The following is a 13,792-nucleotide window of genomic DNA, read 5'->3' as shown; positions in this document are numbered from 1 at the left end:
ATCTATCGATGCTATGAGGCAATATGTCTCCCCATTATTACATCTGTAACCATTGGATTTACTGGGTCTATATTATTTTTTGTTATAGGTAGTTGCTCAAAAAATCCTGAGCTAGTTAACTCAGAAGGCATGATGCGTTTAAATGATCTTTGAGTTATAACAGCTAACCTATCAGGATCAATTTCACCTAAAAAAGCTAATTGAGCAGTAATATTTTCTGTAAAAGTATGTTGTAAATCATCTAAGGTAGTATCATCCCATTCTTCTGTTGTAATATAAATTTCATTATTATACAAAGCACCACGGATAACATTTATACAAAAGCCTACACAAGTTGTCACATCAGGAAGACCTTGCTCCGAATAATAAGTTCCATCTCCATTGTAAAATGAATCTGTAAAAATCCAACCATATACAGGATGTGCCTCTTCCTCAAGAATCTCACAAAATGCTTTTATATATTCAACTTGCGATGGTTCAAAAATGGTTAATTTCTTTATATATAAATCGGACGGATGATCTTCAATTAATTCCATTAAAACCTTTCTACCAGTATAATGGAAAAAATAAAAATGTTCTTCCAAACAAATTACTAATCCAGAGTGATAACCTACACCATCTTTTACCATAATTGCTATAGCAACGAAATCATCGGTGTTATCACAATCACTTAATAATGTTAAGTTTTCTTCAATAAAATTTCTCTCTACAGGCATTACAATACAGGTTTTTTAGTTTTACTCATAATCAATTCTTCTACTTGTCCAAGTAATTCTTCTAATTCAGGATGATTTTTAAATCTTTTTGAGATTATTAATATTGCCATTAATGTGCTAACCTCTACCGTATCATTAAGGAAAATGCGTATAAACTTTCTAGCTTCTGCAAATTCATTATTTGAATAAAACTCTTTTAATTTATAATGGATTTTCTTTATTGCAGCAGTGCCTTCTAACCTCTTTAATTCGGAAAAGAAACGTCTGAATTCATTATAAAAGTCTCTTTGATTTGATTCATAAATATCGCAATATTGATAAAGCATTTTATTATTTGGCCCCATCTTTGCCCATGCAGAAAATCTAAATTCTTTATATAAAAACTGATTTACTATTTGAGCTTGTCTTTCGGTACATGATATTACATATTTGTTAAAGTCAGATATAATATGAAAGTTTGGATTATCTCCACCATTACTTTGTAACTTTCCGTGAAAAAATTCAATATTGAAATTATTTTCAATATTTGTGCGGATTCTTTTCTTTCGAAAGGGAACATTAAAGGCTTCTCTAAGTGAGGTTTGATCCCCATTTTTAAGATATCTTACCTTTACTTCAAAACCACGTTCATTTATTTGCTCTTTAATAACTTGTAAGTTGTCAACATAAAAATTTTCACGATTAGGATCATTATCTACAACTTTCATAATTGATCTATGGATGACTTCCATTGTTTCTTGTTCACCTTCCAAAACTGCACAAGCACTTCCTTCAACAAGACCTATTTTTATATCTGGTTTTCCCTCATGAACAGCGATATTACGTAATGCACTTAATATTTCAATAAGAGCATTTGTCGTATTGACAGACAATCCAGATAGACTTACATCATTTCCGTTATGTTCTTTGTCTATAATAATTTCTATTTTGTTCATTGATTGACAATTAAATACGTGACGAATTTAAACTATTTTTTTATTTATATTTTACGGAAAACCGTAATTTTTGTTTATTTTCAACGATATGTGAATGTATAGTAAATTATTTTCAATGTAAATACGTATAAATACTTGTTTTGTCTCAAATCGTTGATCATAATTTTTTATGTTAATAAGCTATCAAAACATTGTTCTCTTTCATTTCCTTAAGTTGTCCTTTTTAATTATTTTTGTATTGTAAAAATATTCGTGCTTAATTACGTTATTGCTAAATCTAAACTACCACCCTGAAGCTCAATAGCTTCTCGATTTAACAAGCAAATAATGTATGTGAGGTGCGCCGATATGGCGTGGCTTTGCATCATTGCTTGTTTAGGGTGTGGTAGCCCAGGATTTAGCTTGGTGTAAATGTCCACGCTTCTTTTTTCATTAAACATTTATAAATCCTAACTACCACAAAAATGAAAAAGCACTACCAAAAGTACTGCACGCATTTCGCGTATGCCATTATTTCCATTTCCACATTCTTATTTTCAACTCGGACGATCGGTCAAGAAAAATTATCCATCACACCTGAGTTATCTGCTCTAATTATCAAAAAGTATCAAGTTGAGCCTTTTAAGATTTTTCCCGTTTCGGTTCAAAATCTTAAAAATCAATTGTCAAAGTACATTATGTTAGAAGATGATGTTGATTTAAATACTTTGTCCGGAGATTATATCTTATTGCCTGATCATTATTTACTTATTAATAAAGAAATTGAAGATAAATTTATTAAAAATGAGTTAGTTACTGAAAAGCATGAAAACTTCGATATCCTAAAAGGTAGTTTTGATCGATTTTCAATTATTAAAAAATCAAGTACGAATGAATTATTTTATGTGATGTCTAATCGATTCATAGGTCAATTAGAAATTGAAACTGATGATGCTAATTTTAAAAATCTTGGAAATACGGCTGAATACAAAGCATGGAAAGCTACCTACTTAACATTACTCCAATCAGCACAAATTAATGTAAATACTTGCAATTCCATAATTAAGAAGCATACTTATTTGAATCGATTAGGTCAGAAAAGATATGATTCTGAAAAATTTACAGAACAAGAAAAATTAAGTTTTAATAAAAATCTCGATTCATTAAATGATAAGTTGAAAAAGATTGCAGATTTGGAAGATAAGCGTGATTTCTTGGAATATTATAATGATAAGATATCAACTACAGAGGCTACAAAATCTTACAGTTTATCATCGTTTTATAACAGCACGAGTAGAAGTAATTAAGTGTTAAAAACCGACTTAAAATTTAGCTAAAGTTTAACATTTACCGAGCTGAATTTAACATATCCCGTGAATATATAACGGGTGAAAAAATCACTTAAAAAGCCTAAATCTTCCAGGAAGACAAGGCTTGATAGAATTAAAACGATAATTTCCATAGCTAATGTTGCAATTGGGATTTGGAAAATTATCAAGTTTGGCATCGAAAGATGGCCATTCTAAATTAAAGACCGTCTGTTCCACCAGACGGTTTTTCTTTTTCTACAGATTCATCTTCGTTAACAATTTCTTTCGTATTGTCAGTTTGATTTTCTATAACTGTTGGTTGCTCTTCTTGGGCAGGTTTAAAACTTTCCTGAATGTGATTTGAAAGTGTTTTCATGATATGTTTGTTTAATATTGTATTGATATATGTATAATTAAACAATATCTCGGTTATAACAAGACGAGTTTCAGAGCACGATGCTATATTACTATCTAAATTGATTATATTCGTATTATAAAAAATAAGAAATGAGAACTTTGAACATAATTGAAATCGAAAATAAAATTATTACGGATTCCAATGATATTAATCATTCTGAAAGAATCTATGCTCAGGATAAGATTACTCAGTTTTTAAATTTTCTTCAAGACCAGCCAATATCTAAAAGAATACTGGAGAGAATTAGTGAAGATTTTTCTTTGCTAAAAAGTGAATTACCACTTAATCAAAAATCAAACTCTTACATTGATCCCAAAGTAAAAAATAATGCTAAATCCTTTCTTAAAACTCGGTACGACCAAGGTGCATTTGGATTTTTTATCATTAAAAATTCTTTTGAGATTGAAAGAAAATTTGATAATCATTATTTTGAAGCTAGTGCAACTTGGTATGATCTAATAGGACCTAGCTATAACGAAAGGTTTGATTGCTTTAAAGAAAAGTTTTTTAAACCATTTGTAGAACTTATACAATGGTATATTTATGAAAGTCAAGTAAGATCCGATAAAGATTACTATTCAAAAAATGAAATTGTTATAATAAATGACAAGTTAGACAAAATACTAGCAACTCAAACAGCATCTAGTGAAATCATTTTTGATGAAATTGGGGAATTAAAAGAATTGATTCTTACCCTAAATAAGAAGAACTGGATCGAGATTTTTAGAGAAAAACTTAGAGATGCTGCTTTTGGAGAAATATTGACAAGTGCTAATTTTATCGCATTAGTAAAATATATAGCTGAAAACAAATTATTACTAAATTCATAATAAAAGATCAAATTTCTATTTGCTCTTTTATTTTTATGTTATAAGCAGTGTTATATATAAACTAAACAAATAACTTTTTATATCGCACCTTTGGAGGTGATATACTGTGTTTATTATCTTATATATGCATATAATTAAACAATCGTCCTAAATAAATCTAAATGATTTCAGATGGTATATAGTATATAATTATATGAAATGTAATCTATCAAACTCTTCAATTGTCTTATAACCTAGATGTGAATGTCTTCTCTTTTTATTGTACCAATTTTCGATGTATTCGTATACTTCCAATTTCAACTGTTTTCTTGACGGTAACTTATTTCCAGTAAGCAATTCAGCTTTGAAATAACTAAAAAAGCTTTCGCAAACGGCATTGTCATTATGATCTTCTCTTCGACTCATGCTTCTTCTAACAAATTTATAAGAGTCTATTGTATTGGTAAAAAGTTTATTAGCATATTGAACACCTCTATCGGAATGAAATATTAAGTCTTTAGTAATTTCTCGATTATTAACAGCCATTTTCAAAGCGGGCAAAGTCGTTTCTTTTGTGCTCATTTTTGTACTTAAATTCCATCCTATGATTTTCCTATCAAATAAATCCATTACAATTGTAAGGTACAAAAAGCCTTTAGTCGTTTGGATATAGGTTATATCTGAAACCCAAGCTTTAGCAGGTTCCGTGACTGTAAATTGTCTATTTAAAACATTTGGAACTACATAGTGATTATGAAATGAATCGGTTGTGACCTTATATTTTCTTTTAATTTTTCGACGTAGCCCCAACATTCTCATGTACTTTTTTACTGAAGAGTTTTTTATTTTAAATCCTCTGCTTTGAAGTTCTCTTGTAATTTTGAAGCATCCGTATCTTCGCTTAAATTCATAATATATAGATGCAATTTCTTGTTTTAATAAAATTACTCTAGATTCTGTATCTGTAAGTTCTTGCTTTTTTGTTCTATAATATGTGGTTTCTGATACTTCTAATACCGTTAACATTTTTGCAATTGAAAATTCAGATTTATTATTTTCAATAAAATTTTTAGTCATTATTTTTCCTTGTGAAACATATTTGGTTCCTCTCTTTAAAATTTCAAACGTAATTTTCGAATTTTTAACTTTCCTTTTAAGCTCTCTAATGACAGCTTGTTCCGTAGTTAAATTAGGGTTACCAGGACCTGGGAAACTTCTTGTTCCAAATTTTTCAAAGTCTTGTCGCCATTGATACAAATGACTTGGAGTTATTCCCAACTCTCTTGCAAGACCCGCAACTTGCCCTTTGCCTCGCTCATAACTTAATTTAACTGCATTCACTTTGAAAGCACGTTCATATGTTTTCATAGGCTGAAGTTTAATAATGAATGTTCTCCTATTGTAGATTTTTGAAATATTCAAATATTTTTTCTTGCATTTGCTTTTTGGTAACAAGCATTTTTAAATCTATCAGTTCAGATTTAAGCGAATTAAAGATGCTTTCAGATATAACATTGTCGGCACGATTTCTTTTTCTACTCATACTTCGTCTGATAAATTTATAAGATTCTAATTTATTACTAAACATTTTGCTAGCGTATTGACTACCTGAATGGGAATGAAATATTAATCCTTTCAATACTTTTCTATTTTTAACAGCCATTTCCCAAACAGGTATCGTAGTCTCTTTGACAGATAATCCATTACTTAAGGTCCATCCTATAATCTTTCTGTCAAATAAATCCATAATAATTGTTAAGAATAAAAGTCCATTGGATGTTTGTATTCGAGTTATTCCTGAAACCCATACTTTAGAAGGTTCGTCAACTGTAAATTGTTGATTTAAAAGGTTAGGAAACTTATAAGGATTATAAATTGAAGTAGTTTTGAGTTTAAGGTTTCTCCTAATCTTGCTAACTAGTCCTAGGTTTCGCATATGGATCATAACTTGGCCTTCCTTTATTTTAAAGCCACGACTTCGTAATTCTGCTGCAATTTTCGGACCACCATACAGCTCTTTGTATTCATAAAATATGGAAATTATTTCCTCTTTTAATATTTGAGTTTGACGTTTCGCCGGAGTAAGCAATTGATTATTCCATTTCTTATATGCTATAAGAGATGTCCCTAAAATATTACACATTTTATAAATTGCGTACTTATCGGAATGGTCTTTAATAAATTGAAAAATGGCAAGTTTCCCTCCAGAAGTATATTTGCTTGCATTTTTGAAGATTTCAATTTTAAGTTCTGTGTTTTTAAGCTCCTTTTTAAGCTTTCTTTTTTGTTGGCAAAATCTTTTTTGTTCATCGTTTAATCTCGTGAAGCCATGACCGCAAAAACTTGCTTCTCCATATTCACGAAGTTCTTGCCTCCATCGAATTATAAGTGATGGTGAAATTCCAAGTTCTCTTGCTCCTATGTAGCAACCTATTTGATATCCTAATTGGACTGCCTTTACTTTAAAGTTACGATCGTAAACTCTGCTACCTTTTTTCATTTTCCTAAAGCTCAGATTCTAATATGTGAATTTAAGAAAGATAAGTGACAGATATACAATGATTTGTCTTTTATTTACTGTAAAATAAAAAAGGTAATAATATACAATGCATATTATTACCTTTATATATAATTTAAAAACTTCCTCGGTTATTATTAAAATTTAAAGTGGTAACCTGTGTATATTATTATCAAAATTAATCTACGTTGTCGTGCAAGAATGAATTATTCGAACGCAACTGCAAATCATTATTACTATCTGTACCAACAGAAATCCTCGAATTGGTTGTATTTGATTGTGTATTTGAAAGATCGATACCTAATCTTTTATAAGCAGGCTCTTTTTCAAGTTCATCAATTCTTGAAACATTATTATGGAATTTATAATTAAATTCTTTTAGTTTCTTTCTTCTTTCTTCGGCTCTCAGACGCAAAGTCTCTTCGATTGTTAATTCCATCGGAGAAACGGAGTCTGTTGTTGTGAAAGCTTGCTCCTGAGCAAAATCAACTCTTGGTTTCAGCGTGATATTCAACTCTTCAGGAACTACATCTTCTACTACTTTTTGAACTGCTTTAGAAGCCGTCAAATCGTTTTCCATCTCCATGTATTCTTCTAAAGAATATTTGATAATTCCGTTATCTGAAAGTTCGGTTACCGGAACAAATTGCACCGGCTCGGTAACTTTCATATTACGGGCTTCGTTTGTTAATTCAAACAAAATCTTATTATCTTCCACAACCGCTTCTTTTCTCACTTCCGGCTCTGCTCGGAAAAGAGGCAAGTCGAATGAAAAAGTAGTTTGTTCTTCTTTTTCAATAACTCTTTGCTGAACCGGTTTTATTTCCTGAAAAGCTTGAACTTCGGGAACAGAAATCGTAAAATCGATGTCTGTAATTGGCGAAACGATTTCGAAAGTTACATCCAGATTTTTGATAAACTCTGACATTACCACCAATTCTTCCTGATTGATTGCCGGAGCTACCGGAGCCACTGCAACCGGTGTAGGCAATACGGGAGCAACCGTATCTTCCATCAGATCAAAAACAATTTTCTCTTCTATTTTAGCTGTAACTGTTTCTGCATTTACATCAAAAGAAGTAAGTGGTTTATTCGTTAAATTATGAACACTTCTTTGCTCATCTTCTAACGTATGAATGATTTTTTTAGGTTCTGTATTTACAATTTCATTTTGTTGTTCCACATCAAAACCAGTCGCAATGATCGTAACGGCAATAGCCTCACCAAGAGTTTCGTCTTCACCAACCCCCATGATAATATTGGCATTAAATCCTGCTTCTGCCTGGATGTGATCATTGATTTCTCCAATCTCATCAAGTGTAATCTCATCTGATCCAGAAACGATAAGCAACAATACGTTTTTGGCACCTGTAATTTTGTTGTCATTTAACAACGGAGAATCCAATGCTGAAATAATGGCATCTTTTGCTCTGTTTTCCCCTTCGGCAACAGAAGACCCCATGATAGCTGTTCCACTGTTTGACAAAACAGTTTTAGCATCACGTAAATCGATATTTTGAGTATAGTGGTGCGTAATTACTTCGGCAATACCTCTTGAGGCTGTTGCCAAAACTTCATCCGCTTTCGAGAATCCGGCTTTGAAACCAAGATTTCCGTACACTTCTCTTAACTTATTATTATTAATTACAATTAACGAATCAACCTGCTTACGCAATTTTTCGATTCCTAAAAGCGCTTGCTCCTGGCGCACTTTTCCTTCAAATTGAAAAGGAATTGTTACGATACCAACAGTCAAAATTTCTCTTTCTTTTGCTAATTGTGCAATTACCGGAGCAGCTCCTGTGCCCGTTCCTCCACCCATACCGGCAGTGATAAATACCATCTTAGTACCACGTTCTAACACTTTTTCAATGTCAGAAATACTTTCAATAGCAGACTGTTGCCCTACGTCAGGATTTGCTCCTGCCCCAAGACCTTCAGTTAAATTTACCCCTAACTGGATTTTAGTTGGTACAGCACTATTTTGAAGTGCTTGTGAGTCTGTATTACAAACGATAAAATCTACCCCTTTAATACCTTGCTTAAACATGTGGTTTATAGCATTACTTCCGCCTCCACCTACACCTATTACTTTGATTACATTTGACTGATTTTTTGGTAAATCAAATGAAATACTTCCAAATTCTGAGTTGCTCATCATCTTTTTGGTTTTGAAATTCTTATTAAATACATTTTTTACTTCTTGACTTGGGGCAAAAAGTAATTCCTCTTCTTTTTACTACTCTGCGTTGTCTAAAAAATCTTTGATTTTATCGACATATCGGTCAAAAAATGATCTTCTTATTTTTGTCTCCGTAGACTCTTCTTTACTTACGTTGTTCCTGATCTCTCTTGGCTCATCAAAAGTCTCTGCTCTTTCAACGTAATTTTCTTCTACTTCGTATCGTTGTTGTACCTGCTGTTGCATTTGTTGTTGTGCCTGAGGAACAACATTTCTGTAAACTACTTTTGGCTGCTCGTTAACAAACTCCATTCTAACAGCACTTTGCGTACTATTTTCAATGCTGTTCATTACCAAACCTACCGCTGTTGCAAACAATGGACTTGAAATTTCTTCTCCTGAATTTCCTGCCAAATGTTCATTAGGATATCCGATTCTGGTATCCATTCCGGTAATGTACTCTACTAATTGCTTGATGTGTTTTAGTTGAGCTCCACCACCTGTAAGAACAATTCCTGCGATTAACTTCTTGCGAGGATCTTCGTGTCCGTATGCTTTGATTTCTGCGAAAACCTGTTCTACAATTTCCACCACACGGGCATGGATGATTTTAGATAAGTTTTTAAGCGAAATCTCTTTTGGCTCTCTGCCTCTTAAACCCGGAATAGAAACAATTTCATTGTCTTTATTTTCTCCCGGCCAGGCTGATCCGAATTTTATTTTTAAAAGCTCTGCTTGTTTTTCGATAATAGAACAACCTTCTTTGATGTCTTCTGTAATTACATTTCCTCCAAAAGGAATTACAGCGGTATGACGAATAATTCCGTCTTTAAAAATCGCTAAATCTGTTGTTCCGCCACCAATATCAATAAGAGCTACACCTGCTTCTTTTTCTTCCTGACTTAAAACAGCATCTGCAGAAGCTAATGGTTCTAAAGTTAATCCAGATAATTCTATTCCTGAACTCTGAATACATCTGCCTACGTTTCTGATTGAAGATGCCTGTCCCACCACTACGTGAAAACTGGATTCTAATCTTCCACCATACATTCCGATTGGCTCTTTGATTTCGGACTGTCCGTCAATTTTAAATTCTTGTGGCAAAACATGAATGATTTCTTCCCCCGGTAACATGGCCAATTTGTTAACCTGATCGATCAAAAGTTGAATATCATTTTCGCCAATTACTTCTTCCGGATTGTTACGGCTGATGTAATCTGTATGTTGAATACTTCTGATGTGTTGTCCGGCAATACCCACAACGACATCTTTAATTTTATAACCTGAATTATTCTCTGCTTCGACTATCGCTTGCTGAATAGACTGAATGGTTTGCGTAATGTTGTTTACTACACCTCTCGCAACCCCCAGACTTTTGGATTTTCCAATCCCCAAAATTTCCAGTTTACCATACTCGTTCTTCTTGCCTATCATGGCAACTATTTTTGTCGTTCCAATATCTAGACCTACTGCAATGTTATCTTTTTCCATTTTCTATTATTTTGTGCAAACTACTTGTTCCGTAAACCTAAGGTCAATCTTTGTGTATTTGTATAACGAACTATCTAAAACTGCTTTTTGAAAAAAGGCTTTATAGTTTCTGAATTTTTTATCAACATTCATCGTTCTGCCAAAATCGATGAAGTAATTATAATTTCTATTAAACATTTTTAAGCTACCATTAGGCATAATTTGTATTGCAATGATGTTTTTTTTCAAAAACGCATCGTCATAAATTGTGCGAAATAGGGTAGCTAAATCTTCGTTATTTTTTTCATTTATTGCCCCGGAAACAAGCGGAACTCGCGCCGTAAAATTGTCAGACAAGGGCATTTTATTCCCCTCATAGTCAATATAAAAAGACCTATCACCATCGTAAATACGGGCAATCGGGGTCTTCTGTTTTACGGTTGCTTTTAGAACCCCGTCGATACTTACAAAAACATCTGACTTCTCAATCATGTCTTGCGCATCAAGGGTTTTCTCAATCTTATTCAAATCTAGTTCATCTTTTCGGATACTGGAAGCATCTTTTTTATTTTCTATCAACAATTTATTAACCGTCTCAGGCTTCACAAAAAGCGTATTTTCTCCTACAAAAACAACCGTGGATTTTCTTAAATTTCTATTCCCATTCCGATGCTGAGCGAACGAATACAAAAAAAGTACCAGCCCAAAAATGAGAATTAACCGAATATTTATCCAATTAAATAGTTTCATTTAGCATTTTTTTGATTGATGGAACCATTTCACCAATATCTCCAGCTCCTATTGTTACAATTATTGGCGCATCACTGGCTTTGATTGACGCTAATAAATCATTTTTTGCAACAATTCTTTTGTTCGAATTCGTCATTTTACCCAACAACCATTCTGATGTAACTCCCTCCATAGGAAGCTCTCTGGCCGGGTAAATATCCATCAATAACACTTCATCAAAAGCCGACAAACTTTCAGCAAATCCATCCGCAAAATCTTTGGTTCTGCTGAATAAATGGGGCTGAAAAATCGCCAGTACTTTACGACCGGGATACAACTCCCTAACGGCCTGATGCACTGCATTTATCTCCGTTGGATGATGCGCATAATCGTCTATATAAACCAGTTCGTCTGTTTTGATCTGATATGAAAAACGCCTTCTGATTCCGTTGAATGAGCCAATGGCTCTTGCAATGGAGTCGGTCGGGGTGCCAAAGGTTTTAGCCATTGCAATAGCCATCAATCCATTCATTAAATTGTGTTTTCCCGGCAATCCAAAACGCAGGTCTTTCATTGTTTCAGTTGGTGTTTGCACATCAAAAACATAACTGGCATTTTCTATACGAACATTAAACGCCTTATATACCGCCTCTTCATTTATAGCACATTGAACGCCCTCAAGAGGTAATTCTTTGGTTATAAAGAGATTATTTTTATTTTCCACTTTAGAAGCAAATTCTACAAAAGAAGCTTCGATAGCCTCACTTGTCCCGTAAATATCCAGGTGATCCGCATCCATTGAAGTTACACAAGCAATATCCGGGTGCAAATGCAAAAACGATCTGTCAAATTCATCCGCTTCTACTACCGTTACCGTTTTTCCGTTTCCAATTAAATTCGAGTTGTAGTTTTCTACAATTCCGCCTACAAAAGCCGTAACATCAGCACCGCTTTCGTATAAAATATGTCCTAAAATACTTGATGTTGTTGTTTTTCCGTGCGTTCCTGCAACAGCAAAACAAAAAGTATCTTTGGTGATAATCCCTAAAACTTCAGCACGTTTTTTAATCACATACTGTCTTTCTGTAAAATAATTCCATTCTGCGTGTGATTTGGGTACTGCTGGTGTAAAAATCACCAACGTATTCTCTACATAATAATCACTCGGAATCAAATTGATATTATCCTCAAAATGAATGTCAATACCACTTTCAATCAACTCATTCGTTAGCATTGATGGCGTTTTATCGTAACCTGAAACCTGTTTCCCGATGTATTTGAAATAGCGGGCCAGGGCACTCATTCCGATGCCTCCAATACCAATAAAATAAACGTTTTGTATTTGATTTAAATTCATTTTAATTCTTCTTTAAGCTTTAGGCTATATGCCTTTAGCTTTATTTGTAAAAATATTGTAAAACTTTATTTCCTAATTCTGAAAAAATATAAATCCCCAGAATTATAATTATTAAGAACATCACATCCTTAATTGATTTTTTGAAATAACTCTTATTCCTTCTAAAATCGAAATAGTAAGCTATTCCAATTAAAACAATAAACACTAAAAATAGTATCAGAACATAGTTCATCAATTATTTCACGATTAACTTAATAATCTCCTCCACGATTGCCTGCGTTGCTTTTGGCATTGCCAATCGTTTTATATTTACACTCAATTGTTTTTGTTTTCCTTCGTCTTTCAATAAAGCTTCAAAAACAATACTAAACTGACTGTCTAATTCTGATTCTTTCAACAAAATAGCGCCTTTAGCCTCTACTATTGCCTGCGCATTTTTAGTTTGATGATCTTCTGCTACATTCGGCGACGGAATAAAAATTACCGGTTTCCCTACAATACACAATTCCGAAACTGACGATGCTCCTGCTCTTGAAATAATCACATCGGCCGCAGCATAGACAAAATCCATTCTTTCAATAAAATCAACCACTTTTACATTGGGTTGATTGTACTTTTTATAGTCTTCAAAGTATAATTTCCCACATTGCCAGATGACCTGAACGTCCTGCGAAAGCATACTTTCTAATTCTTTTTCAATTAACTGATTGACTCTTCTGGCTCCCAGACTTCCGCCTAAAACCAACAGTGTCTTTTTGTTCGGATCTAAACCATAGAAAGCAATCGCTTCATCTCTCTTACTATGAATATCAATTAAATCCTGACGAACCGGGTTTCCGGTCAGCACAATTTTTTCTTTAGGAAAAAAGCGTTCCAAATTTTCATAGGCCACACAAATTGCACTCGCTTTTTTACTCAATAATTTATTGGTAATCCCGGGAAATGAATTCTGCTCCTGAATCACGGTTGGAATTCCAGCCGAACCCGCCGCCTGTAATAAAGGTCCACTGGCGAAACCTCCGGTACCTATTACAACATTTGGTTTGAACTTTTTAATTATCTTTCTTGACTCTAGCAAACTTGTTGCCAATTTTAAAGGAAACATCATATTTTGTAATGTTAACTTTCGTTGTAATCCGGCAATCCAAAGTCCTTTTATTTTGTAACCTGCCTGAGGCACTTTTTGCATTTCCATTTTGTCTTTAGCTCCAACAAAAAGAAATTCAGCATCAGGAAATTGTAACTTTAACTCGTTTGCAATCGCAATTGCAGGATAAATATGTCCTCCAGTCCCACCACCACTTAGTATGAATTTATACTTTGTCATATTTTTTAAAAGTTACAACGTTTTAAAAACTATTCTTTTAAT

At 33.2% G+C, this 13,792-nt stretch carries 12 protein-coding genes; 2 read left to right on the top strand and 10 right to left on the bottom strand.

The window, feature by feature from the left end; all coding sequences use genetic code 11:
* Positions 1-11 precede the first annotated feature (11 nt).
* Together ACHRV3_RS08300 and ACHRV3_RS08295 are read right to left on the bottom strand one after the other, a co-directional pair.
* Positions 12-716, bottom strand: a complete 705-nt coding sequence (locus ACHRV3_RS08300) for a hypothetical protein (RefSeq protein WP_395433922.1) — start codon at positions 714-716, stop codon at positions 12-14.
* Positions 716-1,651 (bottom strand): hypothetical protein, encoded by a 936-nt coding sequence (locus ACHRV3_RS08295; protein WP_395433921.1) that lies wholly within the window; start codon positions 1,649-1,651, stop codon positions 716-718. The genes ACHRV3_RS08300 and ACHRV3_RS08295 overlap by 1 nt, the downstream gene beginning before the upstream one ends.
* A 464-nt stretch (positions 1,652-2,115) precedes the next feature.
* On the opposite strand from ACHRV3_RS08295, the gene ACHRV3_RS08290 reads away from it, so the two are divergent.
* Positions 2,116-2,937, top strand: a complete 822-nt coding sequence (locus ACHRV3_RS08290) for a hypothetical protein (RefSeq protein ID WP_395433920.1) — start codon at positions 2,116-2,118, stop codon at positions 2,935-2,937.
* Positions 2,938-3,157: 220 nt separating this feature from the next.
* Here ACHRV3_RS08290 and ACHRV3_RS08285 read toward each other — a convergent pair whose 3' ends face one another.
* Positions 3,158-3,316 (bottom strand): hypothetical protein, encoded by a 159-nt coding sequence (locus ACHRV3_RS08285; RefSeq protein WP_395433918.1) that lies wholly within the window; start codon positions 3,314-3,316, stop codon positions 3,158-3,160.
* Positions 3,317-3,447: 131 nt separating this feature from the next.
* Between ACHRV3_RS08285 and ACHRV3_RS08280 the strand changes: the two genes are divergently transcribed.
* Entirely contained in the window at positions 3,448-4,188 is a 741-nt protein-coding gene (locus ACHRV3_RS08280) for a hypothetical protein (protein WP_395433917.1), read from the top strand.
* A 189-nt stretch (positions 4,189-4,377) separates the two neighbouring features.
* Here ACHRV3_RS08280 and ACHRV3_RS08275 read toward each other — a convergent pair whose 3' ends face one another.
* The 7 genes from ACHRV3_RS08275 to murG all read right to left on the bottom strand — a co-directional run bounded on the left by ACHRV3_RS08275 (position 4,378) and on the right by murG (position 13,750).
* Positions 4,378-5,535: an IS3 family transposase gene (locus ACHRV3_RS08275; RefSeq protein ID WP_395433916.1), complete on the bottom strand. Its 1,158-nt coding sequence runs from the start codon at positions 5,533-5,535 to the stop codon at positions 4,378-4,380.
* 28 nt (positions 5,536-5,563) lie between these two features.
* Positions 5,564-6,667, bottom strand: coding sequence for an IS3 family transposase (locus ACHRV3_RS08270; RefSeq protein ID WP_395433915.1), 1,104 nt, complete (start codon positions 6,665-6,667; stop codon positions 5,564-5,566).
* A gap of 196 nt (positions 6,668-6,863) precedes the next feature.
* On the bottom strand, positions 6,864-8,846 hold the full coding sequence (ftsZ, locus tag ACHRV3_RS08265; RefSeq protein ID WP_047778392.1) for a cell division protein FtsZ: 1,983 nt from the start codon (positions 8,844-8,846) through the stop codon (positions 6,864-6,866).
* Between the two features lie 78 nt (positions 8,847-8,924).
* On the bottom strand, positions 8,925-10,358 hold the full coding sequence (gene ftsA / locus ACHRV3_RS08260) for a cell division protein FtsA (protein ID WP_230004616.1): 1,434 nt from the start codon (positions 10,356-10,358) through the stop codon (positions 8,925-8,927).
* 6 nt (positions 10,359-10,364) lie between these two features.
* On the bottom strand, positions 10,365-11,087 hold the full coding sequence (locus ACHRV3_RS08255; protein ID WP_230004615.1) for a cell division protein FtsQ/DivIB: 723 nt from the start codon (positions 11,085-11,087) through the stop codon (positions 10,365-10,367).
* Entirely contained in the window at positions 11,074-12,423 is a 1,350-nt protein-coding gene (murC, locus tag ACHRV3_RS08250) for a UDP-N-acetylmuramate--L-alanine ligase (protein WP_047778389.1), read from the bottom strand. Before murC ends, ACHRV3_RS08255 begins: the two co-directional genes overlap by 14 nt.
* A gap of 235 nt (positions 12,424-12,658) precedes the next feature.
* On the bottom strand, positions 12,659-13,750 hold the full coding sequence (murG, locus tag ACHRV3_RS08245) for an undecaprenyldiphospho-muramoylpentapeptide beta-N-acetylglucosaminyltransferase (protein WP_395433914.1): 1,092 nt from the start codon (positions 13,748-13,750) through the stop codon (positions 12,659-12,661).
* Between the last annotated feature and the right edge of the window lie 42 nt (positions 13,751-13,792).

This window comes from Flavobacterium sp. FlaQc-49 (assembly GCF_044005985.1).
Classification (GTDB): Bacteria; Bacteroidota; Bacteroidia; order Flavobacteriales; family Flavobacteriaceae; genus Flavobacterium; species Flavobacterium cupriresistens.
This window is presented reverse-complemented; position numbering and strand designations above follow the sequence as displayed.